Below are 22,226 nucleotides of genomic sequence, written 5' to 3' on the forward strand. Positions count from 1 at the left end.
CTCGCGACTATTTCGAGGTCCCGGCCTCGAGGATCGACACGATCGAGAACAGCGTGAAGCAGACCGCGCCGAGTCCCACCAGGACGTGCGCACCGACGAAGTAGCCTGGCTGGGAGAAGGTCGCCTCGAAGAGGAACGCCGCGAAGAACAGGCACGCGAGCGCCGTGGCCACCGGGATGATCGGGATCCGGTTGGCGAGGGCGAAGACCTGGCGCCACACGAGCGCGAGCAGCAGCACCTTGGACAGGATGCTGAAGCAGATGAGGCCCAGACCGATCAGCACGGTCCCGGGGGCCAGGCGCGCCGACTCGTCCGAGCCGAACAGCACCACGAGCCCCAGGACCACGTTGACGGTTCCCATCGCGACGACCCACCACGACCAGCGGTAGCGCTCGGCGTCGCCGAACTCGTTGCGCACCTGTCGCACGATGCTCGCGACGAGCGCGACGAGCGCGGAGCAGATCAGTGACAGGCCGGTCATGACGTGTCCCGCGACCAGCGCGGTGTTGCCGCCCTTCGCGTAGAGGGTTACCGCGACCACGAGCCCGATCAGTGCGAGCAGCGCGGGGATCGCGATCAGCACGGCACCGACGCCACGTGAGTAGGCACCTTCCGGCGCACCGCCCCCGACGGGACGCGCAGCGCTCTTCTGAATGAGCACGAACTTGGTCGACGCGGTGGCCACGGTGCTCACGCATCCCGCGATGAACCCGATGCCGAGCACCACGTGCCCGGCCGCGACGAACTGCGGCTCGTCGCCCCGGGTGATGATCGCGACGCCCCAGATCACCGTCGCGAGGGCGACCGCGTACCCGAGCGCCGGCAGCGCGACGACCCAGAACTGGCCGTACCGGTGGACGAGCTGGCGGATGATCGTCGCAGCGGTCGTGAAGAGCGCGATGCAGATCGCCGCCAGGGCGATGTTGACGTGGCCGGCGACGAAGTGGTCCGCGTCGTCACCGCCAGACAGGACGTAGAGCCCGAATGCGAGGCATACCGCCCCCATCACCAGCGGTATCGCACGGAAGAGGACACTGATCGTCGGGTTCATGCTCACCCCTCGGCCGGGACGTACCGTGCGGGCAAGCGTAGGTCAGGCGACGGACGACGGCCCGTCGGAGAGCCCTGACCGCCCTCCTCGACGAGGCCGCTGCGCCCGGGCCTGCGGCGACACGGCCGGACCGCCGTCCCGCCAGCGCTGTCGCGGTGCGGCACACTGGGGGCACGTGAGGGGCACGGTCGGCGAGAGGAGCCCACGGGTGTCGAAGCACTCCAGCGAGAATGTCCCCGCCTGGCTGCGGTCCTCGGCCGGATGGTCGTGGCGGCTCATCGCCCTGACGGCCGCCGTGGCGCTCGTGTTCTGGGCGACGGTGCAAGTGCAGCTCGTCTTCGTGGCCGTGTTCCTCGGGCTCGTCTTCGCCTCGGTGCTCAACCCGGTGGCCGGCTTCTACGCGAAGATCATGCCCCGCCCGCTGGCCACCGCGCTCGCGATCCTCAGCGCGTTCCTCGTCCTCGGCGGCCTGATCACGTACGTCGTGGCGTCCGTGGCCGGCCAGTGGGAGCAGCTCGCCGGCCAGTTCGACACGGGCGTGCAGCAGATCCTCAAGTACCTCGAGAGCGGGCCGTTCGGCCTGTCCGTGACGGTCGACCAGATCAACGAATGGATCAACCAGGGCCGTCAGTGGCTGACGGACAATGCCGACTCGCTGGTCAGCCAGGCGGCACAGAGCGCGGGGTCCGTCTTCGAGGGCTTCGCGATCTTCGCTCTCGCGATCTTCAGCACCGTCTTCTTCGTCGCGTCGGGCGGGAAGATGTGGCGGTGGTTCCTGGGGCAGATCCCGGAGCAGCACCGCTCGCGGTGGCAGGCCGCGGCGGGTGCCGGCTGGTACAGCTTCTCGGGCTATGCCCGGGGCACCGTCATCATCGCCTTCACCGACGGCGTCCTGGCGTTCATCCTGCTGACCATCCTCGGCGTGCCGCTCGCGGCGCCCCTGGCCGTCCTCGTGTTCATCGGCGCGTTCATCCCGCTGATCGGCGCGCCGCTGGCGATGATCATCGCGGCCGTCGTGGCGCTCGCGGCCAACGGGATCGTCACGGCGCTCATCGTCACGATCGGCATCGCGCTGATCGGCCAGCTCGAGGGGCACGTGCTCCAGCCGCTCATCATGGGTAAGCAGGTCGCGCTGCACCCGCTGGTCATCGGCCTCGGCGTCACGGCCGGCACGGTGCTGGCCGGGATCCTGGGCGCGATCGTCGCCGTCCCGCTCCTGGCCGTCGCGTGGACGGTCTTCGCCACCCTGCGGGGTGACCGCCCGCATCCGGAGCGCAACGGGTCCGGGGAACCGGACGACGGGTCGCCGCCCGGCGAGGACGGCGGACAGGACGACGCAGGGCACGAGGACGCGGGGTCGGACGAGGCGGGGTCGGAAGAGGTGTCGCACAGCGACGGTGCCGCGCGCTCGGGGAGCGTCGGACAAACAGCGTGAACCGGCTCCGGGGCGCGTGCCAGGATGCGCGCATGGAACCGTTCGTCCTCGCCACCGACCGCGTCCGTCTCTCCGTCCCGACGGGCGCCGACGTCGACCGGATCGCCGACGTCTGCGCCGACGCCGCCATCGCGCGGTGGACCACGGTGCCCACGCCGTACGGCCGGTCGGACGCCGAGGGGTTCGTCACGGGGATGGTCGCCGAAGGCTGGGCCCGGGAGAAGAACTTCACCTGGGCGATCCGGGAGCCTGGCGGCGTCGACGGCCCGGTGCTGGGCATGGTCGGCGTCAGCTGCGAGGACGCCCCCGGCACGGACCGCATGGGCGAGCTCGGGTACTGGTGCGCCCCGGACGCGCGGGGCAGGGGCCTCACGACCGAGGCGGCCCGCCTCGTCGTCGACTGGGCGCTGGACCCGGAGGGCCTGGGCCTGGCGCGTGCGCACTGGCTCGCGTACGTGGGCAACTGGCCGTCGCGGCGCGTCGCCTGGAAGCTCGGGTTCCGGTACGAGGGCACGCTGCGGCGGTTCGGACTGCAGCGGGGCACGCGGCACGACTCGTGGGTGGGTTCGCTGCTGCCGGACGACCCGCGCGAGCCGAACGAGCCGTGGCCGGCCGAGGCATCCGCCGCCTGACCGGCCCCGATATCGGGTTGCCGCGGGCGCAGGGGGCGTGGCATGGTCGTCGCCGTCCCTGCGGCTCCCGCCGCGCGTGAGAGGGGACGGCTCCCGGACGAGAGGCGGCCACGGCGATGACGGGCACCCAGGCCACCGCCTGACCGCGTCGACCCCACGGCTCCCCGCCGGCCACGTGCCGCGCGCGAGGAGAGAAGTCGGCGTACCCGCCGTCCGTCCTCCCCACGCCACCGCTGGAGCCCGCCCGTGCCTGTTACCCACCCCTCCGTCGCCCTGCGCGACGTCACCTTCTCGTGGCCCGACGGGGCCACCCCGATCGCCGGCGTCTCCGGCGCCTTCTCCCGTGGCCGCACCGGCCTCGTCGGCCTGAACGGCACCGGAAAGTCCACGCTGCTGCGCCTCGTCGCCGGCCGGCTGCGACCGTCGTCGGGTGCGATCGCCGTCTCCGGGGACGCGGACTACCTGCCGCAGCACCTCACCCTCGACACCCGCGCCACCGTGGCCGACCTGCTCGGCGTGCGCGGCGTCGTGGACGCCGTGCGCGCCATCACGGACGGCGACGTGGCACCCGACCGGCTCGAGAGGCTCTTCGACACCGTCGGCGACGGCTGGGACGTCGAGGAGCGTGCGGTCGCCGCGCTCGGTGCTGTCGGGTTGCCCGCCGCCGACGGCGTGCTCGACCGCCCGGTCGGCACGCTGTCGGGCGGCGAGGCGATGCTGGTGGCAGTCACCGGCGTGCGGCTGCGCGGCGCGGACGTCGCCCTGCTCGACGAGCCTACGAACAACCTGGACGGCGCCGCGCGCGAGCGCCTCCACGAGATCGTGCGCACGTGGCGCGGGGCGCTGGTGGTGGTCTCCCACGACCGCGACCTCCTCGAGCTCGTGGACGACACGGCGGAGCTGCGCACCGGCTCCCTGGCGACCTTCGGTGGGCCGTACTCGCAGTACGAGCAATGGCTCGAGGGGCAGCAGGAGGCGGCCCGCCAGGCGCTCCGTGACGCGGAGCAGACGCTGCGCCGGGAGAAGCGGCAGCGGGTCGAGGCCCAGGAGCGCATCGCGCACTCCGAACGGCAGGGCCGCAAGGACGCCGCGAACAGCCGGTACGTCAAGGCCGTGATCAACGACCGCCGCAACTCGGCGCAGAAGGCGCAGGGCGCGCGGCGCGGCGCGGCGGCGGACAAGGAGGCCGTCGCGCGGGCCGCGGTCGAGTCGGCCGAGCGGTCGGTGCGCGACGACGACCGTATCGTCGTCGACCTGCCCGACCCCGACGTGCCCGCGGGCCGTCGCCTGGCCGTGCTGCGCGGGACGGACGGCCGCGAGCTCGTCCTCGCCGGGCCGGAGCGCGTGGCACTCACCGGCCCCAACGGCGTCGGGAAGACGACGCTTCTGGAGCAGCTCGTCGGGGGGTCGCCGGACGCACGGCCCGAAGGCTTCGGCTCGGGCGCCCGGGCGGAGGCGCTCACCGAGCGGGTCGGCTACCTGCCCCAGCGGCTCGACGTGCTCGACGACGACCAGACGGTGCTGGACGCGGTCCGCTCGGGTGCCCCGCACCTGACCCCGGGCGAGCTGCGCAACCGCCTCGCGCGGTTCCTCGTACGCGGCGACCAGGTGGACCGACCCGTCGCCACGCTCTCGGGCGGGGAACGCTTCCGCGTCACCCTCGCCCGACTGCTGCTGGCCGACCCGCCGGCGCAGCTGCTGGTGCTCGACGAGCCCACCAACAACCTGGACCTCACCAGCACCGATCAGCTCGTGCAGGCGCTGTCGGCCTACCGCGGCGGCCTGCTGGTGGTGAGCCACGACCGGGCGTTCCTGGAGCGCGTCGGGCTCGAGGCCGAGCTGGTGCTGGGGGCCGACGGCACCCTCGCGCGCACCTGACCGCCAGCATGCCGGGAGGAGCCCGGGTCCGGGCTCGTCCCGGCGGTGCGGCGACTACGGTGGGCCGCATGACGACCGAGCCGACGACCCGCCCGACGACCGGACCGACGGGCAACCCTGTCGTGCCGCCCACCGCCCCGACCAGCGCCGAGGACGAGGTCGCGCGGATCTGTCAGGACCTGCTGCGGATCGACACGTCGAACTACGGCAACGGCGAGGGGCCGGGGGAGCGGCGGGCGGCGGAGCACGTCGCCGCGCTGCTCACCGAGGTGGGTCTCGAGGTGGAGCTGTTCGAGTCGGAACCCGGCCGGACCTCGGTCGTGACGCGGCTCGAGGGCACCGACCCCACGCGGCCCGCGCTGGTGCTGCACGGGCACACCGACGTGGTGCCCGCCGCCGCCGAGGACTGGTCGGTGGACCCGTTCGCGGGCGAGGAGATCGACGGCCTGCTGTGGGGTCGCGGCGCGGTGGACATGAAGGACATGGACGCGATGATCCTGTCCGTGGTGCGGCAGATGGCCCGCGAGGGACGCCGCCCGGCGCGCGACGTCGTCGTCGCCTTCTTCGCCGACGAGGAGGCGGGCGGCGTCCGCGGCGCGCAGTGGGCCGTGCGGCATCGGCCGGAGCTCTTCGAGGGCGCCACCGAGGCGATCAGCGAGGTGGGCGGCTTCTCGGTGGAGGTCGGCGGCCGGCGCGCCTACCTGCTGCAGACGGCGGAGAAGGGCCTCGCGTGGCTGCGCCTGGTCGCCGACGGGCGGGCCGGGCACGGCTCCCAGGTGAACCACGAGAACGCGGTGACGGAGCTCGCCGCGGCGGTCGCGCGCATCGGACAGCACAGCTGGCCCTCCACGCTCACGCCCACCGTGGACCAGCTGCTGCGCGGGGTGTCCGACCTCACCGGCCTCCGGTTCGATGCCGAGGACCCCGACGCGGTGGACGCGCTGGTGGCGGCGCTGGGCCCGGCGGCGAAGTTCGTCGGCGCCACGGTGCGGAACACCTCCAACCCGACCCAGCTCGAGGCCGGGTACAAGGCGAACGTGATCCCGGGCCGCGCCGAGGCCGCGATCGACGTCCGGCTGCTGCCGGGGCACGAGGAGGAGGGGATGGCGACCCTGCGCGAGCTGGCCGGCCCGCGCGTGCGGGTGGAGCCGATCCACCAGGACACCGCCCTCGAGGTGCCGTTCTCGGGCGACCTGGTCGACACGATGGTCGCCTCCCTTCTGGCGGAGGACCCGGGGGCAGTGGTGCTGCCGTACACGCTCTCGGGCGGCACGGACAACAAGTCCCTGTCGCGCCTCGGCATCACCGGCTACGGGTTCGCCCCGCTGCGGCTACCCGGGGACCTCGACTTCGCCGGCATGTTCCACGGCGTGGACGAGCGGGTCCCGGTCGACTCGCTGCGCTTCGGCACGCGCGTGCTGGACCGGCTGCTGCGCACCTGCTGACGGCCGCGGACGACCGCACACGACGGGCGCGTCAGGCCGCGCCCAGCCGGGCCAGCAGGTGGCGGGTCTGCTGCACGTACCCGCCCCCGAACAGCACGGCGTGCACCGCGAGCGGGTACAGCTGGTGCAGGCGCACCCGGTCGCGCCAGCCCGGCGCCGGCGGGTGCGCCGCCTCGTAGCCGGCCATGATCTCGTCCAGGTGCGGCGCGCCGAAGAGCGCGAGCATCGCCAGGTCGGCCTCGCGGTGCCCGCCGTGCGCCGCAGGGTCGATCAGCACCGCCTCGGCGGCGGACGCCGGCCCGGGAGCCCACAGGACGTTCCCCGACCAGAGGTCGCCGTGCACGCGCGCCGGCGCCTCGCGTGCAGCTGGGCCGGCGAGCGCGCCGAGCCGCCCGCACACGCGCTCGAACGCCGCAGCGTCCTGCGCGGTGAGCACGCCGCGCTCGCGCCCCTGCGCGGCGACCGGGCGCAGCCGCGCGTGGGCGTAGAACGCCGGCCAGTCGCCCCACGTGCCGGCGACCATGGGCAGCGGGTCGTCCAGCGGGCCGAAGTACCCGCGGACCGCCCCGGGCGGCAGCACGCCGAAGCCGTCCGCCCCGGCGTCGTGCAGGACGGCGAGCCGGCGCCCGAGGTCGCGTGCGGCGCTGGGCGTCGGGCGCGCCGCCGAGACCCGCTCGAGGTCGAGGTGCCCGGCACCGACGTCGAGGACCCGGGCGACGCGCGGGCCGCCCGGCACTCCGAGCCAGCGCAGGCCGGCGGCCTCCGTGTCGAAGAACCCGGGCGGAGCGTCGGGGCGGGACTTGCGGAAGGCCTCCGCCATGCCCGTCACCTGCCCCTGCTGTCGCCCGCTGTCGTCTGCTGTCACCTGCGCGTCCTCCTCGACCGGTGCGGTCGAGGTCAGAACGTCGGCGTGACCTTGATGATCTTGCGGCGCAGCCACACCCGGCGTTCGCCACCCATGTAGAGGCGGGTGCGGGCGAGCTCCCACCGGCCGTACTCGGCCTCCTCGGTGAGCATCCTGCGTGCGTCCGGGACGCTGGTGCCCCGGTCGATGGTGAGCACGCGGTACTCGTACTGTCCGTGCTTGCGCCAGGCGGACGTCGCGCCGGAGCGCGCGCCTGCCTGCGTCGTCGACGGGATCGAAGCCATCCGCCGTCCTCCCGAAGTGCTCGCGGGCGGTTTTTGTCTGCCCATTGTGCCCCCGGGGCGCTACCGTCAGAGCATGACCGCAGACCCGCGTGCCGCGCTGGACCGCTTTGTCGCCGCGTTGGAGGCGCACTACCACGCGGTGTCGACCCGCAGGGGGGACGACGACCCGGCGGTCGACGACGCGTACGAGGTGCTGGCCGACGCGTTCGAGGTCTACGAGGACGCGCTCGCCCAGGTGTACTCCGAGGTGACGCCCTTCTTCCTCGACGACGGTGAGGACGACGGCGACGAGGACGACGACGACGAGGACGACGACGGCGACGAGGAGGAGGACGACCTCGACGCCGATCTCGAAGGTGCCACCGACCGCGCCGAGGTGGAGCCCCCCGGCCAGGCCTACCAGCGCTCGGGGTAGCCGATCTCGGGGGCGGACACGTCGTCGAGAGCGGCGTGCACCTCGCCCGGGAGGTCGAGGTCCAGGGCCGCGACGGACGCGCGCAGTTGCGCCGGGGTGCGGGCGCCGACGATCGCGCTCGCGACGGTGTCACGGGCGAGGAGCCACGCGAGGGCCACCTCGAGCGGTGCGCGGCCGAGCCCGTCGGCGGCGGTGGCCACTGCCTCGACCACCGACGAGGAGGCCGCGTCCAGGTAGGGGTCGACGAAGGCCGCGAGGTGCGCGGACGCCGCCCGGGAGTCCGCCGGGATCGCCCGCCGGTACTTGCCGGTGAGAACGCCACGGCCCAGCGGGGACCAGGCCAGCAGGCCGAGGCCGAGGGCGTCGGCGGCGGGCACCACGTCGCGCTCGGCGCCGCGCTGCAGCAGGGAGTACTCGAGCTCCAGGGCGGTCAGGCCGGTGGCGTCGGCCTCCAGCAGGGTCGCCGCGCGGGCCGCCGCCCACCCGGGATGGTTGGAGAGCCCGACGTAGCGGGCCCGGCCGGACGCGACGGCGAGGCGCAGTGCGGAGACGGTCTCGGCGAGCGGCGTCGTCGGGTCGGGGCAGGCGACCAGGAACAGGTCCACGTGATCGGTGCCGAGGCGGGCCAGGGACGCGTCCAGGTCGGCGAGCAGCCCCGCCCGGGACGCGTCGACGGTGGCCCCGGAGCGGCCGGCGCGCACGCCGCCCTTGGTGCACAGCACCAGCTCGTCGCGGGCGACCTTCACGTCCAGGAGGGAACCGATGAGGCGTTCGGCGTCGCCGTCGCCGTACGTGGCGGCGGTGTCGACGAGGTTCCCGCCCGCGTCCACGAAGTCGCGCAGCTGCTCCCCGGCGTCGAGGTCGTCGGTGTCCCGCCCCCACGTCATCGTCCCCAGGCCCAGCTCGGACACGCGCAGGCCCGTGCGGCCCACCTGACGACGCTCCATGGCGGGCCAGGCTACCGGCAAACCCTCTGCGCCCGGGTAGTGTGACCGCCCGTGAATGCCTGGGAAGCGATCCTGCTCGGCCTGGTCCAGGGCCTGACCGAGTTCCTGCCGATCTCCTCGAGCGCGCACCTGCGCATCGTCGGGGAGCTGCTCGGCGGGAGCGATCCCGGGGCGGCGTTCACCGCGATCACCCAGATCGGCACCGAGGCGGCCGTGCTCCTGTACTACCGCCGCACCATCCGGGACATCTGCGTCGCCTGGTGGCGTTCGCTCGTGGGTGCCCACGGCCGCGACTGGCGGGCCCGCCTCGGCGCGCACGACGCGCAGGCACGCATGGCCTGGTTCATCGCGCTCGGCTCGATCCCCATCGGCGTGCTCGGCCTGCTCTTCCAGGACCAGATCGAGACGTACCTGCGCAACCTCTGGATCACCGTGACGACGCTCGTCGTCTTCGGCCTCCTGCTGGGTTGGGCGGACAAGATCGGGCGTCGCACCCGCAAGCTCGACGAGCTGACGCCGCGCCGCGCGGTCGCCTTCGGGTTCGCGCAGGCACTGGCGCTCATCCCGGGCGTGTCGCGCTCCGGTGGCACCATCACCGCGGGCCTGCTCATGGGGTTCACGCGCAAGGCCGCCGCGGACTACTCGTTCCTGCTGGCGGTCCCCGCCGTCCTCCTCTCAGGCTTCTACCAGCTCGCCAAGTCGGTCGGCGACGACCCCGCCCCCGGGGCGCCCGGGGCCGGCGCGACCCTCATCGCCACCCTCGTGGCGTTCGTCGTCGGCTACGTGGTGATCATCGGCTTCCTCAAGCTGATCACCACGCACTCCTTCATGCCGTTCGTCTGGTACCGGCTCGGCCTCGCGGCCGTGGTCGTGGTGCTGCTCCTCACCGGGGTGCTCACGGCGAACGGCGGGATCGTCGTCTGACGGGTCGGCCCGTGACCTTGCCGGTGACGGACCCGGTGACCTGACCGGTAGCCTGGGCGCGTGCGTTCCTGGCCCGCCCCGCAGATCCCCGAGCTCCCCGAACCGGCCGACGGCCGCCGCACCCCCGTCCGGGTGCACGACAGCACCACCGGACGGCTCGTGGACCCGGCGCCCGGGGAGTCCGCCCGCTACTACGTGTGCGGCATCACCCCGTACGACGCGACCCATCTCGGTCACGCCAGCACCTACCTGGCGTTCGACCTGCTGCACCGCGCGTGGCTCGACGCGGGCAAGGACGTGACCTTCGTCTCGAACGTCACCGACGTCGACGACCCGCTCCTGGAGCGTGCCACGGCCACCGGCGTCGACTGGCGGGACCTGGCGGCCGACCAGATCGCGCTGTTCCGCGAGGACATGACGGCGCTCGGCATGGTCCCGCCCGCCACCTGGACCGGCGCGGTCGAGTCGGTGCCCGCCGTCGTCGAGGCCGTCGAGCGGCTGCTGGAGGCCGGCTTCGCCTACCGCGTGCCGATCGAGCCGGGCGCGGGCGGCGACGACCCGGGCCTCGGCGACGTGTACGCCGACCTGTCCGCCGACCCCGACTTCGGCCGGGTCGGCGGGTTCGACCCGGCGACCATGGCCGCGCTCTTCGCCGAGCGCGGCGGCGACCCGCAGCGCGAGGGCAAGAAGGATCCGCTCGACCCGCTGCTGTGGCGGCGCGAGCGCGACGGCGAGCCCGCGTGGGACGGCGCGTCCCTGGGCACGGGCCGCCCGGGCTGGCACATCGAGTGCGCGGTGATCGCCCGGGACGGCCTCGGCCTGCCCTTTGACCTGCAGGGCGGGGGAGCGGACCTGCTGTTCCCGCACCACGAGATGTCCACCTCCCACGACCGCCTGCTCGGCGGCGGCGGCGCCCGGGTGCATGCGCACGCCGGTCTGGTCGCGTACCAGGGCGAGAAGATGAGCAAGTCGCGCGGCAACCTCGTGTTCGTCTCCGCGCTGCGGCACGCGGGGGTCGACCCGATGGCGATCCGGCTCGCGCTGCTCGGCCATCACTACCGGGACGAGTGGGAGTGGACCGACGCCGACCTCGACGCCGGCACGGCGCGGCTCGAGCGGTGGCGCACCGCGGTCTCCGGCAACGGCGGCCCCGACGCGGCCGGCACGCTCGCCGCCGTCCGCGCCGCGCTCGCCGACGACCTCGACGGCCCGGCGGCGCTCGCGGCCGTCGACGCCTGGGCCGACCGCTCGCTCGAGGAGGGCCGCGACACCGCGTCCGACCACGAGGGTGCTCCCGGCGTGCTGGCCCGGGCCATCGACGCCCTCCTGGGCGTGCGGCTCTAGCCTCCGCGCCTTCGCCCCGCCCGGCTCAGGCGACCGGGTCCGCCCGGATGCCGTCGTCCATGCTCAGCAGCCCGGTGCGGACCAGGGCGTCGACCCAGTCCTCGAGCTCCCCGACCTCAGGCGCGGGCGTCCACCGCTCGCCGATCCGCACCGACCCGGACCACACCGGCAGCGCGATCGTGGCGCCGAGCGCCGGGTTCTTGCCGAGGCCGCCACGAACACAAAGGGCGCGAGCTCGACCCCCCCAGTACGTCTCACCCTCGATGCTCGTCACGGTGCGGGCGTGCAGGCTCGGCCCGTCGAGCTCGGCGTCCAGACCGCCGTCAGGATGTCGGATGAAGGAGGGGTGGGCCTAGCCCCGGTCGCCCTTGTCCCCCTTGTCGCCCTCCCCGCCCTTGTCGCCGCCCTTGTCCCCGCCCTTGTCGCCGCCCTTGTCGCCGCCCACGTCGCGGCGGCGCAGATAGCGCTCGAACTCGCGGGCGATGGCATCGCCGGACGCCTCGGGCAGCTCGGCGGTGTCCTTGGCCTCCTCGAGCTGCTGCACGTACTCCGCGATCTCGGCGTCGTCCGACGCGAGCTCGTCGACGCCGTGCTGCCAGGCCTCGGCGTCCTCGGGCAGCTCGCCCAGCGGCACCGGGGCGGCGATCAGCTCCTCCACCCGGGTGAGGATCGCCAGCGCGGCCTTCGGCGACGGCGGGTTGGCGACGTAGTGCGGCACCGCCGCCCACAGCGACACGGACTGGAACCCGCGCCGGTCGGCCTCGTGCTGCAGCACCCCGACGATCCCCGTGGGGCCCTCGTAGGTGCTGGGCTCGACGTCGAGCACCGCCTGCAGCCCGGAGCTCTCGGTGGTGGCCGTCATCGGGATCGGGCGGGTGTGGGGGACATCGGCGAGCAGCGCGCCCAGGGTGACCACGGTGCGCACGCCGTGCTCGGCGGCGAGGTCGAGCAGCTCCGCGCAGTACGACCGCCACCGGAACGACGGCTCGATGCCGTGCACGAGCACCACGGAGCGGTCGGGCAGCTCGGCGACGGAGACGGTGGTGGTGGGCCAGGTGAGCGTGCGCTCCCCGTCGGGCCCGGTCTCCGTGACCGGGCGGTTCACCTGGAAGTCGTGGTAGTCCTCCGGGTCCAGCTCCCGCACCTGGTGGGCGTCCCACACCTCGGCCAGGTGGGTGAGGGCCGCGGTCGCGGCGCTCCCGGCGTCGTTCCATCCCTCGAACGCGGCGATCATCACGGTCTGCCGTGCGGCGTGGCGCCCGGTGTTCTCCGGCTCGGTCGTCATCCGTCCAGCGTATACAGCGCCCGCGCGTGCCCGACGTCACGCGGACGCGGGGAATGGGCGCGCGCCCGGTCCGTACGATGGAGGGGTGCCAGAGACCCTCGCCCCCGCCCCGGAACCGACCGCCCCGACCCTGCCGGCCGCGGTCCTGTGGGACATGGACGGCACGCTCGTGGACACCGAGCCGTACTGGATCGCGGCGGAGCACGAGCTCGTGGCCGAGCATGGGGGCACGTGGAGCGACGAGCAGGCGCTGCAGATGGTCGGCAACGCCCTGACGGTCTCGGCGGCGATCCTGCGCGACCAGGGCGGTGTCGACCTCCCCGTGGATGAGATCGTCGAGCGGCTCCTGCGGCGCGTGATCGAGCAGGTGCGCGTGGAGGTGCCGTGGCAGCCCGGCGCGCTGAACCTCCTCACCGCGCTGGCCGACGCGGGCGTGCCCTGCGCGCTGGTGACGATGAGCTACACCGAGCTGGCCGGGGAGGTCGTGTCGCGGGCTCCGGCCGAGTCCTTCGCCACGATCGTCACGGGTGACCAGGTGACGCGGGGCAAGCCCGACCCGGAGCCGTACCTGCTGGCGGCCGAGAGGCTAGGCGTCGACGCGAGCGCCTGCGTCGCGATCGAGGACTCCCCGACGGGGATCGCGTCGGCGCGCGCCGCGGGCGTGACCACGCTCGGCGTCGAGGCCGTGCTGCCCGTCCCTCGGCTGGAGGGCCTGAGCCGCGTGTCGTCCCTGGAGAAGGTGGACGTCGCCACCATCGCGCGCATCGGCGCCGGGCAGGTCGTCGACCTCACGGTGTGACGGTGACGGTCACGGTGTGACGGGCGCAGCCGCCTCGACCTCGACCCCGAGCCGCTCGCGCAGCGCCTCCGCCGGCACGACGGGCGGCTCGCCGCCGAACTCGGGGCACACCGACTGGTGCGCGCACCACCCGCACAGCCGGCTGCGCCGCGGCCGCCAGTCCCCGGTGCGCGCCGCGTCCTCGATCGCCGACCACAGGGCGCGCACCTTGGCCTCCGTGGCCTCGAGCTCCCGCTCGCTGGGCTCGGCCCGCAGCACCTGGCCGTCGCCGAGGTACACGAGCTGCAGCATGCGCGGGAGCACCCCGCGCTCGCGCCACAGCACGAGCCCGTAGAAACGCATCTGGAACAGGGCCGACGCCTCGTACCCCGGGCCGGGCGCCCGGCCCGTCTTGTAGTCGACCACCCGCAGCGCGCCGTCGGGCGCGACGTCGAGCCGGTCCACGATCCCCCGCAGCGCGGGACCGTCGTCCAGCAGGGTCTCGACGCGCAGCTCACGGGCCTCCGGCTCCAGCCGGTTGGGGTCCTCGAGCGTGAAGTACGTGCCGAGAAGCTTGCGCGCGCGCCCGAGCCAGTCCTCGGGCGTGGTGCCGGCGGCGTCGCCGCCCGGCTCGAAGAGCGTGGCGTACCGCGGCTCGGCCGCGACCAGGCGGTGCCACTCGCCCGGCAGCAGCGCCACCGCCGCCTCCGGGGTGCGCTCGCCGCGCGGGGCGTCGTAGAGCCGCTCGAGGACGGCGTGCACCAGCGTGCCGCGCGCCGCGGCCGACGACGGGGGCTCGGGCAGCCGGTCCACGACGCGGAAGCGGAACAGCAGCGGGCACTGCATGAAGTCGTTCGCGCGAGACGGCGACAGCCCCGGGATGCGCACGGAAGGCGCCGCGGGCGCTGCGGGTGCCGTGGGCGCCGTGGGACCCGTGGTCGTCGTCATGCGCGTCACCCTACGGGCGGCTCCGGACACACCCGGACACGCCAGGACGCACCCGGTGCGGCGGCTAGCCTGGCCCCGTGACCTCTCGCTCCCGGGGATGGGTGGTCGGCCGCGTCGCGGGCGCCCCCGTCCTCGTCACCCCCTCGTGGTTCCTCGGCGCCGTCGTCCTCACCCTGGTGTTCGCGCCCACCGTCAGCCGGTTCTCCCCGCAGATGGCGACCACCAGCGTGCTCGTCGTCGCCTTCGCCTTCGTGCTGCTGCTGTTCGCCTCCGTCTTCCTGCACGAGATGGCGCACGCGCTCGTGGCCAGAGCGCGCGGGCACAAGGTGACCGAGCTGGCCGTGACGCTCTGGGGCGGGCACACGGCGTACACGGGCGCCGGGGCGCGCCCCCTCGACGGCGCGCTGGTCGCCGTCGTAGGGCCCCTGACCAACCTGGTCCTCGCCGCGGCATTCTGGGTCGCGTTCCAGCTCCAGCCCGCGGCGACGGTGCCGTCGATGCTGCTGCTCGCGGGGGCGTTCTCGAACGCGTTCGTCGGGATCTTCAACCTGCTGCCCGGCCTGCCGCTCGACGGCGGGCAGATCCTCGAGTCGATCGTCTGGGGTGCGACCGGCTCCCGCACGCGCGGCACCGTGGCCGCCGGCTGGGTGGGTCGCGTGGTCGCCGTCGGCGTCGTCGCGTGGGCGCTGCTATGGCCGCTGCAGGACGGCCGGTCGCCCTCCTGGGTCACGGTCGTCTGGGCGGCGCTCATCGGCGCGTTCCTGTGGTCCGGGGCCGGTGAGGCGATCAAGGGCGCGCACTCGCGGGCGCAGGTCGCGGGGCTGTCCGCGCGCGGGCTGGCCGTCCCCGCCGTCGTCGTCCCGGTCGGCACGACGGTCGCCGGCGTGTCGGACGCCGCGGCCGCCCACCCCGGCGCGGTCGTGACCGTGGCCGGGCCACAGGGCGAGCCGGTGGGCTGGGTGGACCCCGCGGCCGCCGCCAGCGTGCCCGCCGACCAGGCGCGCATGACCCCGGTCGAGGCCGTCGTGGTCCCGTTCCCGCCCGGCTCCGCGGTGGCGGCCGGCCTGGAGGGCAACGACCTGCTGACCCACCTGGCCCGCGCGTCGTCCGGGGCCCGCGTGGTGCCGGTCGTCGAGGGCGGCCGGGTCACCGGGGTGCTGGACGTGGCGAGGGTGGCGGCTGCGCTGCGCCGGTAGACTCGCCCGTCGTGACTCCCGCCGACCCCGCACCCCGCCCGATCGACATGTCGACCTCTCTCTCGACCGACTCGACGGCCGGCACGGCCACCGGCGCCGAGCTGCGCCGGGGCCCTCTGCGCGTGGGCGACAGGGTGCAGCTGACCGACCCCAAGGGGCGCCTGCACACCATCACCCTGCAGCCCGAGGGCACGTTCCACACGCACAAGGGCTACTTCCGGCACGAGGACCTCATCGGGCGCCCCGAGGGGTGGGTCGTGACCAACACGGCCGGCATCGAGTACCTCGCCCTGCGGCCCCTGCTCAGCGACTACGTGCTCTCCATGCCGCGCGGCGCGGCGGTCGTCTACCCGAAGGACGCCGGCCAGATCGTGCAGATGGCCGACATCTTCCCGGGCGCGCGCGTCGTCGAGGCCGGCGTCGGTTCCGGCGCGCTGACCATGTCCCTGCTGCGTGCCGTCGGCGACGCCGGCGAGCTGCACTCGATCGAGCGCCGCGAGGACTTCGCCGCGATCGCGCGCGGCAACGTCGAGTCCTTCTTCGGGGGCGCGCACCCGGCGTGGCGGCTCTCGGTCGGCGACCTGTCCGACGTGCTGCCCACCGTCGCGGACCCCGGCACCGTCGACCGCGTGGTGCTCGACATGCTCGCCCCGTGGGAGAACACCGACGCCGTCGCGGAGGCGCTCGCGCCCGGCGGCGTGCTCATCTGCTACGTCGCGACGGCCACCCAGCTCTCCCGCACCGCCGAGGACCTGCGCGCCGACGGCCGGTTCGCCGAGCCCCAGGCCTGGGAGTCCATGGTGCGCGGCTGGCACCTGGAGGGCCTGGCGGTGCGCCCGCAGCACCGGATGATCGGCCACACGGGCTTCCTGGTGACGGCGCGTCGGCTCGCGGACGGCGTCACCCCTCCCGAGCGCACCCGCCGCCCCTCGAAGGGCGCGTACCCCGGCCCGGAGGCGACCTGGTCGGAGGAGGCCCTGGGCGAACGCCCCGTCTCGGACAAGAAGGTCCGCCGGGTGCGCCGCGACCTCGGCGTCGCTCCCGGGGACGGGGCGCCCGACGCGACGGATGCCGCCCCCGAGGCACCCCTCGAAGTCTCCCTCGAAGCTCCCCGCGAGGACCCGGAGCAGGTCTGAGGCCCGGTCACCGGGAGGTCTCGGTCGTGTGAACGTCGCGACCGCTCCGTGAAATGAACCCCCGGACGTCCTTGTTGATGTCTAGGGTGCGTGTTGATGTCTAGGGTGCTTAGTCCGGGGGCACCTTCCCGCCCGGGGAGGCGGCCACCCGGCCCGCACGAGAGGGGATGCGATGACCGACTACCCTGTCCGACCGGAGCCTCGACCGGAGCCGTCGGGGCTCCCCACCGGGCCGAGCCACGACGCGCAGCTTGCTCTCATCGCCGCCAAGAACGAGCGGCTCGCCGAGGCGCTCCGCGCCGCGCGCGACCAGATCGTCGAGCTCAAGGGCCAGATCGACGAGCTCGCCAAGCCCCCGGGCACCTACGCGACGTTCCTCGCGGCGCACGAGGACGGCAGCGTCGACATCTCGTCGGCCGGCCGCAAGATGCACGTGCAGGCGAGCCCCGGCCTCGGGGTCGACACGCTCCGCCCGGGCCAGGAGGTCAAGCTCAACGAGGCCATGACCGTGGTCGAGGCCGGCGGGTACGAGCGCACCGGCGAGCTGGTCACCGTCAAGGAGGTGCTCGACGCCGAGCGGGTGCTCGTGGTCGGTCGCGCCGACGAGGAGCGGGTGGTCCGCCTGGCCGGGTCGGTCGCGGACGCCGCGTTGCGCGTCGGGGACGCGCTGACCGTCGACGTGCGGAGCGGCTTCGTGTACGAGGTGGTGCCCAAGTCCGAGGTCGAGGAGCTCGTCCTCGAGGAGGTCCCGGACATCGCCTACGAGGACATCGGCGGGCTCGGGCCGCAGATCGAGCAGATCCGTGACGCCGTCGAGCTGCCGTTCTCGCACCCGGACCTCTTCCGCGAGCACGGCCTGCGCCCGCCCAAGGGCGTGCTGCTGTACGGGCCCCCCGGCTGCGGCAAGACGCTCATCGCCAAGGCAGTGGCGAGCTCCCTCGCGGGGATGGTCGCGACCACGCAGGGCGGCGACCCCGGCGCGAAGAGCTATTTCCTCAACGTCAAGGGCCCGGAGCTGCTCAACAAGTACGTGGGCGAGACGGAGCGGCACATCCGGCTGATCTTCGCCCGCGCCCGGGAGAAGGCGACCCAGGGCGCCCCCGTCGTCGTGTTCTTCGACGAGATGGAGTCGCTCTTCCGCACCCGCGGCACGGGCCTGTCGTCGGACGTCGAGACGACGATCGTGCCCCAGCTCCTGGCCGAGATCGACGGCGTCGAGCGGCTCGACAACGTCATCGTCATCGGCGCCTCCAACCGCGAGGACATGATCGACCCCGCGATCCTGCGGCCCGGCCGGCTGGACGTGAAGATCAAGATCGAGCGGCCGGACGCCGAGGGCGCCACGGAGATCTTCGGCAAGTACCTCACGCCGGCGCTGCCCATCCACCCGGACGACCTGGCGGAGCACGGCGGCAGCGAGTCCGAGGCGATCGAGGCCATGATCAGCAGCGTCGTCGAGCGCATGTACTCCGAGGACGAGGAGAACCAGTTCCTCGAGGTCACGTACGCCTCGGGGGACAAGGAAACCCTGTACTTCAAGGACTTCAACTCCGGCGCCATGATCCAGAACGTCGTGGACCGCGCCAAGAAGTCGGCCATCAAGGACCTCCTGTCCACGGGGCAGCGCGGCATCCGCGTGGAGCACCTGCTGTCCGCGTGCGTGGACGAGTTCAAGGAGAACGAGGACCTGCCCAACACGACCAACCCCGACGACTGGGCACGGATCAGCGGCAAGAAGGGCGAGCGCATCGTCTTCATCCGCACGATCGTCCAGAAGAAGGGCGGGGACGGTACGCCGCGCACCATCGACACGGTGACGAGCACGGGCCAGTACCTGTAGCCCCGGCCGCACCAGGGGCCCGGACCCCTAGGGTGGTGGCGTGAGCGTTCGTCGCGTGATGGGGATCGAGACCGAGTACGGCGTGCTGGCACCGGGACGGCCGATGGCCAACCCGATGCTCATGAGCTCCCAGGTGGTCATGACGTACCGCGCCCTGGTGGCGCGGGCGGGCGCCCGCCCGCCCGCGCGCTGGGACTACGACGACGAGGACCCGCTGCAGGACGCCCGCGGCTTCCACCTGCAGCGCGCGTCCGCCCATCCGTCGCTGCTCACGGACGACCCGTCGCGCCCTGCGCCCTCGGGGCCGGGCGCGGCAGCCGCCGGGGAGGGACCCGTGTCGGCACAGGTCGCGTCCGCGGGCGGCACGCCCGGGACGTCGGGTCGCGGACGCGCCGCCGGGCGCTCGGCGGCCCGGCAGCAGCCGGAGGACGTCGAGCGGCCCTCCACCGAGGACTACGACGACCCGAGCGCCGCGAACTGCATCCTCACCAACGGCGCCCGTCTGTACGTCGACCACGCCCACCCCGAGTACTCCTCGCCGGAGGTCACCGGGCCGCGGGACGGCGTGCTGTGGGACGTCGCGGGGGAGCGGGTGATGCTGGCGTCGGTGCGGGCGCTCGCGGAGGTGCCCGGCGGCGAGGTGGTGCTGTACAAGAACAACGTCGACGGCAAGGGCGCCAGCTACGGCACGCACGAGAACTACCTCGTCGACCGGGAGCTACCGTTCGGCACGCTCGTCGAGCTGCTGACGCCGTTCCTCGTCACGCGCCAGGTGTTCACCGGCTCCGGCCGCGTGGGCCTCGGGGCGACGGGGGCCGAGCCGGGCTTCCAGCTCTCCCAGCGCGCGGACTACATCGAGGCCGAGGTCGGTCTGGAGACCACCCTGCGCCGCCCGATCGTCAACACCCGCGACGAGCCGCACGCGGACCGCGCACGCTGGCGCCGGCTGCACCTCATCATCGGCGACGCCAACCTGTTCGAGGTCGCGACGTTCCTCAAGCTCGGCACCACCTCGCTCGTGCTCTGGGTGCTCGAGCACCTGGAGGAGCTGGCCGAGGCGGGCGTCCCCGCGCGCGAGGAGCTGGCCGCGCTCCGGCTCGCCGACCCGGTCGCGGACGTGCAGCGGGTGTCGCGCGACCTGAGCCTGACCGTCCGCCTGGAGCTCGCCGACGGCAGCCGCCGCACGGCGCTGGAGATCCAGGAGGCGTACGTCGACGTCGTGGCGCGCGCCCTCGGCGCCGTGGGCACCGGCGAGGGGGTCGAGGGCGTCGACGACGAGACCGCGCAGGTGCTGGACCGCTGGCGCTCGGTGCTGAGCCGGCTCGCCGCCGATCCGGCGACGTGCGCGCGCGAGGTCGAGTGGGTCGCGAAGCGTCGCCTGCTGGAGGGGCTGCGCTCCCGCGACGGGCTGGACTGGGACCATTCGCGGCTGCGCGCCCTCGACCTGCAGTGGACGGACGTGCGCCCGGAGCGGGGCATCTACCACCGGCTCGTGGCGTCGGGCGCCGTGGAGCGCCTCGTCGACGACGACCGCGTCGCGGACGCGGTGCACCACGCGCCCGCGGACACTCGCGCCTGGTTCCGGGGCGAGGTCATGGCGCGCTACGCCGACCAGGTCTCGGCCGCGAGCTGGGACTCCGTGATCTTCGACGTCCCCGGCGCCGCTGCCCTGCAGCGGGTCCCGATGCTCGACCCCGCGCGCGGGACGCGGGAGCACATCGGCGCGCTCCTGGACGCCAGCCCGGACGCGGCCGCGCTGCTCAAGGGGCTGCGCGGCGAGGGATGACCGCCCAGGTGGAGGCGCCCGCGGGGGCGGACGGCCCGCCCGTGGGTGGTCTCTTTCAGCCCAGGGCGCAACCGGCACGGACGTCGGCGCGCGCTGTCGGCCCCAGCGCATAGGCTGGCGATCGCGAGACACTCCCGGAGCCTCCCGCCGGGGGCCCGCAGCAGCAAAGGAGGCGGACCATGGCCGGTCAGGAACGGATCAACCCGCAGCACGAGGACCGCGCGCCCGACGACGACGCGGGCACCCCCGCCCCGGCCGCCCCGCAGGCGTCCGAGCGGGACGCCGAGGTGGACGCCCTGCTGGAGGAGATCGACGAGGTCCTCGAGACCAACGCCGAGTCGTTCGTGCGCGGCTTCGTGCAGAAGGGCGGTCAGTGATCGCCCATGGCCACCATTGATAGCCCAGGCAGCTCGGGGCGGCTCCCGGACGCGTTCCTGCGTCCGGGATCGTCCTCGTTCGTGGACTTCCTCGCCGCCCACGCGCCCGACCGGCTGCCGGGCCACCGCGCCACCCTCGGCGGAGCCGGGGCGTCGGCCGACGGGCTGGCACCGCATGCGACGACCGTCGTCGCCCTCACGTTCGGCACGGACGACGGGGGCCGCGGCGTGATCATGGCCGGCGACCGGCGGGCGACCGCCGGGAACCTGATCGCGAGCCGGGAGATGGAGAAGGTCTTCGCGGCCGACGCGTACTCGGTGGTCGGCATCGCCGGCTCCGCGGGCGTCGCGATCGAGCTCGTGCGGCTGTTCCAGCTCGAGCTGGAGCACTACGAGAAGATCGAGGGCTCCCTGCTCTCCCTGGACGGCAAGGCCAACCGGCTCTCGACGATGATCCGCGGCAACCTCCCGATGGCCCTGCAGGGCCTCGCGGTGGTGCCGCTCTTCGCCGGCTACGACCTCGACCGCGGCTACGGCCGGCTGTTCAGCTACGACGTCACCGGCGGGCGCTACGAGGAGTACGACCACCACTCGGTCGGCTCCGGCTCCGTGTTCGCCCGGGGCGCCCTGAAGAAGCTCTGGCGGCCTGGCCTGGACGCCACCTCGGCCGTGGGCGTCGCGATCGAGGCGCTGTACGACGCGGCCGACGACGACAGCGCGACCGGCGGCCCGGACCCCGTGCGCCAGATCTGGCCCGTGGTCAACGTCGTCGCGGCCGACGGCGTGCGCCGGGTGGGCGACGACGAGCTCGCCGCCTTGGTCGAGCGGATCGTGACCGAGCGGAGCGCGGCCCACCGGGCCGCGCACGGCGACCGGCCCGCCGGCGGCGCCCCGCGAAACCGCCAGCAGGGGACGCAGGGAGGTGCGCACGCATGACGATGCCGTTCTACGTCTCGCCCGAGCAGCTCATGAAGGACCGGGCGGACTTCGCCCGCAAGGGCATCGCCCGTGGCCGGTCCGTCGTGGTGCTGGCCTACGACGGGGGGATCGCGTTCGCCACGGAGAACCCGTCGCGCGCGCTGCACAAGATCTCCGAGATCTACGACCGCATCGCGTTCGCCGCGGTCGGCAAGTACAACGAGTTCGAGAACCTGCGCGTGGCCGGCGTGCGCTACGCGGACCTGCGCGGGTTCTCCTACGACCGCACCGACGTCACCGCGCGGGGCCTCGCCAACGCGTACGCGCAGACACTCGGCACCGTCTTCACCACGGAATCCAAGCCGCTCGAGGTCGAGCTCGTCGTCGCGGAGGTGGGGTCCACCCCGGCCGAGGACCAGATCTACCGCCTCTCCTACGACGGCTCGGTCGCCGACGAGCACGGGCACGTGGTCATGGGCGGACAGGCGGAGCAGCTGGCCGCACGGGTCGGAGAGGCCTGGCACGAGGTCATGACGCTGCCGGAGGTGCTGGCCCTGGCGGTGCGCACGCTCGGAGCGGTGGGGGCCGACGGCGCCGTCGCCCCCCCCGGCGAGGAGCGGGAGATCGCACCCGCGGGGCTCGAGGTGGCGGTGCTCGAGCGCGAGGGCCGGCGACGGGCGTTCCGCCGGCTGCAGGGCGCCGCGCTCGCCGGGCTGCTCGAGCAGCCCGGCGACTGAGACGG

The 22,226-nt window shown here is 74.0% G+C and carries 22 protein-coding genes; 15 read left to right on the forward strand and 7 right to left on the reverse strand.

What is annotated here, in order from left to right; all coding sequences use genetic code 11:
- Positions 1-7: 7 nt before the first annotated feature.
- Positions 8-1,051, reverse strand: a complete 1,044-nt coding sequence (locus tag AC1C2V_RS08505) for a DUF2776 family protein (protein WP_495389165.1) — start codon at positions 1,049-1,051, stop codon at positions 8-10.
- A gap of 208 nt (positions 1,052-1,259) precedes the next feature.
- Here AC1C2V_RS08505 and AC1C2V_RS08510 point away from each other — a divergent pair, with 208 nt between their 5' ends.
- From AC1C2V_RS08510 to AC1C2V_RS08525, 4 genes are all read left to right on the forward strand, one after another.
- Positions 1,260-2,486, forward strand: coding sequence for an AI-2E family transporter (locus AC1C2V_RS08510; RefSeq protein ID WP_495389166.1), 1,227 nt, complete (start codon positions 1,260-1,262; stop codon positions 2,484-2,486).
- Between the two features lie 32 nt (positions 2,487-2,518).
- Entirely contained in the window at positions 2,519-3,118 is a 600-nt protein-coding gene (locus AC1C2V_RS08515; RefSeq protein ID WP_495389167.1) for a GNAT family N-acetyltransferase, read from the forward strand.
- 246 nt (positions 3,119-3,364) lie between these two features.
- Positions 3,365-4,996 carry an ABC-F family ATP-binding cassette domain-containing protein gene (locus tag AC1C2V_RS08520; protein ID WP_495389168.1) on the forward strand — a complete coding sequence of 544 codons (1,632 nt, stop codon included), beginning with the start codon at positions 3,365-3,367 and terminating at the stop codon, positions 4,994-4,996.
- Between the two features lie 68 nt (positions 4,997-5,064).
- Positions 5,065-6,441 carry a M20/M25/M40 family metallo-hydrolase gene (locus AC1C2V_RS08525; RefSeq protein WP_495389169.1) on the forward strand — a complete coding sequence of 459 codons (1,377 nt, stop codon included), beginning with the start codon at positions 5,065-5,067 and terminating at the stop codon, positions 6,439-6,441.
- Positions 6,442-6,472: 31 nt separating this feature from the next.
- Here the strand turns inward: AC1C2V_RS08525 and AC1C2V_RS08530 are convergent, their stop codons facing one another.
- Complete coding sequence (locus AC1C2V_RS08530) at positions 6,473-7,342, reverse strand: fructosamine kinase family protein (protein WP_495389490.1); 870 nt, start codon at positions 7,340-7,342, stop codon at positions 6,473-6,475.
- A complete protein-coding gene (locus AC1C2V_RS08535; RefSeq protein WP_495389170.1) occupies positions 7,339-7,590 on the reverse strand; it encodes a DUF5703 family protein in 252 nt (83 codons plus the stop codon). The genes AC1C2V_RS08530 and AC1C2V_RS08535 overlap by 4 nt, the downstream gene beginning before the upstream one ends.
- Before the next feature lie 73 nt (positions 7,591-7,663).
- Between AC1C2V_RS08535 and AC1C2V_RS08540 the strand changes: the two genes are divergently transcribed.
- Positions 7,664-8,005: a primosomal protein gene (locus AC1C2V_RS08540; protein WP_495389171.1), complete on the forward strand. Its 342-nt coding sequence runs from the start codon at positions 7,664-7,666 to the stop codon at positions 8,003-8,005.
- On the opposite strand, the gene AC1C2V_RS08545 is transcribed toward AC1C2V_RS08540, so the two are convergent.
- Positions 7,987-8,952 (reverse strand): aldo/keto reductase, encoded by a 966-nt coding sequence (locus tag AC1C2V_RS08545; RefSeq protein ID WP_495389172.1) that lies wholly within the window; start codon positions 8,950-8,952, stop codon positions 7,987-7,989. The genes AC1C2V_RS08540 and AC1C2V_RS08545 overlap by 19 nt on opposite strands.
- A gap of 51 nt (positions 8,953-9,003) precedes the next feature.
- Here AC1C2V_RS08545 and AC1C2V_RS08550 point away from each other — a divergent pair, with 51 nt between their 5' ends.
- Both AC1C2V_RS08550 and mshC read left to right on the forward strand, forming a co-directional pair.
- Entirely contained in the window at positions 9,004-9,876 is an 873-nt protein-coding gene (locus AC1C2V_RS08550; protein WP_495389173.1) for an undecaprenyl-diphosphate phosphatase, read from the forward strand.
- 60 nt (positions 9,877-9,936) lie between these two features.
- Positions 9,937-11,220, forward strand: a complete 1,284-nt coding sequence (gene mshC / locus AC1C2V_RS08555; protein WP_495389174.1) for a cysteine--1-D-myo-inosityl 2-amino-2-deoxy-alpha-D-glucopyranoside ligase — start codon at positions 9,937-9,939, stop codon at positions 11,218-11,220.
- A gap of 25 nt (positions 11,221-11,245) precedes the next feature.
- On the opposite strand, the gene AC1C2V_RS08560 is transcribed toward mshC, so the two are convergent.
- On the reverse strand, positions 11,246-11,494 hold the full coding sequence (locus AC1C2V_RS08560; protein WP_495389175.1) for a hypothetical protein: 249 nt from the start codon (positions 11,492-11,494) through the stop codon (positions 11,246-11,248).
- 78 nt (positions 11,495-11,572) lie between these two features.
- On the reverse strand, positions 11,573-12,505 hold the full coding sequence (locus tag AC1C2V_RS08565) for a PAC2 family protein (protein WP_495389176.1): 933 nt from the start codon (positions 12,503-12,505) through the stop codon (positions 11,573-11,575).
- An 85-nt stretch (positions 12,506-12,590) separates the two neighbouring features.
- Here AC1C2V_RS08565 and AC1C2V_RS08570 point away from each other — a divergent pair, with 85 nt between their 5' ends.
- On the forward strand, positions 12,591-13,304 hold the full coding sequence (locus tag AC1C2V_RS08570; protein ID WP_495389177.1) for an HAD family hydrolase: 714 nt from the start codon (positions 12,591-12,593) through the stop codon (positions 13,302-13,304).
- 9 nt (positions 13,305-13,313) lie between these two features.
- On the opposite strand, the gene AC1C2V_RS08575 is transcribed toward AC1C2V_RS08570, so the two are convergent.
- Positions 13,314-14,231, reverse strand: coding sequence for a RecB family exonuclease (locus tag AC1C2V_RS08575; protein WP_495389178.1), 918 nt, complete (start codon positions 14,229-14,231; stop codon positions 13,314-13,316).
- A 77-nt stretch (positions 14,232-14,308) separates the two neighbouring features.
- On the opposite strand from AC1C2V_RS08575, the gene AC1C2V_RS08580 reads away from it, so the two are divergent.
- The 7 genes from AC1C2V_RS08580 to prcA all read left to right on the forward strand — a co-directional run bounded on the left by AC1C2V_RS08580 (position 14,309) and on the right by prcA (position 22,221).
- On the forward strand, positions 14,309-15,427 hold the full coding sequence (locus AC1C2V_RS08580) for a site-2 protease family protein (protein ID WP_495389179.1): 1,119 nt from the start codon (positions 14,309-14,311) through the stop codon (positions 15,425-15,427).
- Between the two features lie 47 nt (positions 15,428-15,474).
- Positions 15,475-16,563, forward strand: a complete 1,089-nt coding sequence (locus AC1C2V_RS08585) for a tRNA (adenine-N1)-methyltransferase (RefSeq protein WP_495389491.1) — start codon at positions 15,475-15,477, stop codon at positions 16,561-16,563.
- Between the two features lie 172 nt (positions 16,564-16,735).
- Positions 16,736-18,403, forward strand: coding sequence for a proteasome ATPase (gene arc, locus AC1C2V_RS08590; RefSeq protein WP_495389180.1), 1,668 nt, complete (start codon positions 16,736-16,738; stop codon positions 18,401-18,403).
- 58 nt (positions 18,404-18,461) lie between these two features.
- Positions 18,462-20,189, forward strand: a complete 1,728-nt coding sequence (gene dop, locus AC1C2V_RS08595) for a depupylase/deamidase Dop (protein ID WP_495389492.1) — start codon at positions 18,462-18,464, stop codon at positions 20,187-20,189.
- 179 nt (positions 20,190-20,368) lie between these two features.
- Positions 20,369-20,566 carry a ubiquitin-like protein Pup gene (locus tag AC1C2V_RS08600; RefSeq protein WP_495389181.1) on the forward strand — a complete coding sequence of 66 codons (198 nt, stop codon included), beginning with the start codon at positions 20,369-20,371 and terminating at the stop codon, positions 20,564-20,566.
- A gap of 6 nt (positions 20,567-20,572) precedes the next feature.
- Positions 20,573-21,502: a proteasome subunit beta gene (gene prcB / locus AC1C2V_RS08605; RefSeq protein WP_495389182.1), complete on the forward strand. Its 930-nt coding sequence runs from the start codon at positions 20,573-20,575 to the stop codon at positions 21,500-21,502.
- Positions 21,499-22,221 carry a proteasome subunit alpha gene (gene prcA, locus AC1C2V_RS08610; RefSeq protein ID WP_495389183.1) on the forward strand — a complete coding sequence of 241 codons (723 nt, stop codon included), beginning with the start codon at positions 21,499-21,501 and terminating at the stop codon, positions 22,219-22,221. Before prcB ends, prcA begins: the two co-directional genes overlap by 4 nt.
- Positions 22,222-22,226 lie beyond the last annotated feature (5 nt).

The organism is Isoptericola sp. Y541 (assembly GCF_059445465.1).

Excerpts from the sequence above, each read along its gene's own strand:
- AC1C2V_RS08585 (WP_495389491.1), top strand. The coding sequence starts at position 15,475 with ATGTCGACCTCTCTCTCGACCGACTCGACGGCCGGCACGGCCACCGGC.
- prcA (WP_495389183.1), top strand. The coding sequence starts at position 21,499 with ATGACGATGCCGTTCTACGTCTCGCCCGAGCAGCTCATGAAGGACCGG.
- dop (WP_495389492.1), top strand. The coding sequence starts at position 18,462 with ATGGGGATCGAGACCGAGTACGGCGTGCTGGCACCGGGACGGCCGATG.
- AC1C2V_RS08515 (WP_495389167.1), top strand. The coding sequence starts at position 2,519 with ATGGAACCGTTCGTCCTCGCCACCGACCGCGTCCGTCTCTCCGTCCCG.
- arc (WP_495389180.1), top strand. The coding sequence starts at position 16,736 with ATGACCGACTACCCTGTCCGACCGGAGCCTCGACCGGAGCCGTCGGGG.
- AC1C2V_RS08575 (WP_495389178.1), bottom strand. The coding sequence starts at position 14,231 with ATGACGACGACCACGGGTCCCACGGCGCCCACGGCACCCGCAGCGCCC.
- AC1C2V_RS08525 (WP_495389169.1), top strand. The coding sequence starts at position 5,065 with ATGACGACCGAGCCGACGACCCGCCCGACGACCGGACCGACGGGCAAC.
- prcB (WP_495389182.1), top strand. The coding sequence starts at position 20,573 with ATGGCCACCATTGATAGCCCAGGCAGCTCGGGGCGGCTCCCGGACGCG.
- AC1C2V_RS08600 (WP_495389181.1), top strand. The coding sequence starts at position 20,369 with ATGGCCGGTCAGGAACGGATCAACCCGCAGCACGAGGACCGCGCGCCC.
- AC1C2V_RS08565 (WP_495389176.1), bottom strand. The coding sequence starts at position 12,505 with ATGACGACCGAGCCGGAGAACACCGGGCGCCACGCCGCACGGCAGACC.
- AC1C2V_RS08540 (WP_495389171.1), top strand. The coding sequence starts at position 7,664 with ATGACCGCAGACCCGCGTGCCGCGCTGGACCGCTTTGTCGCCGCGTTG.
- AC1C2V_RS08545 (WP_495389172.1), bottom strand. The coding sequence starts at position 8,952 with ATGGAGCGTCGTCAGGTGGGCCGCACGGGCCTGCGCGTGTCCGAGCTG.
- AC1C2V_RS08535 (WP_495389170.1), bottom strand. The coding sequence starts at position 7,590 with ATGGCTTCGATCCCGTCGACGACGCAGGCAGGCGCGCGCTCCGGCGCG.
- AC1C2V_RS08505 (WP_495389165.1), bottom strand. The coding sequence starts at position 1,051 with ATGAACCCGACGATCAGTGTCCTCTTCCGTGCGATACCGCTGGTGATG.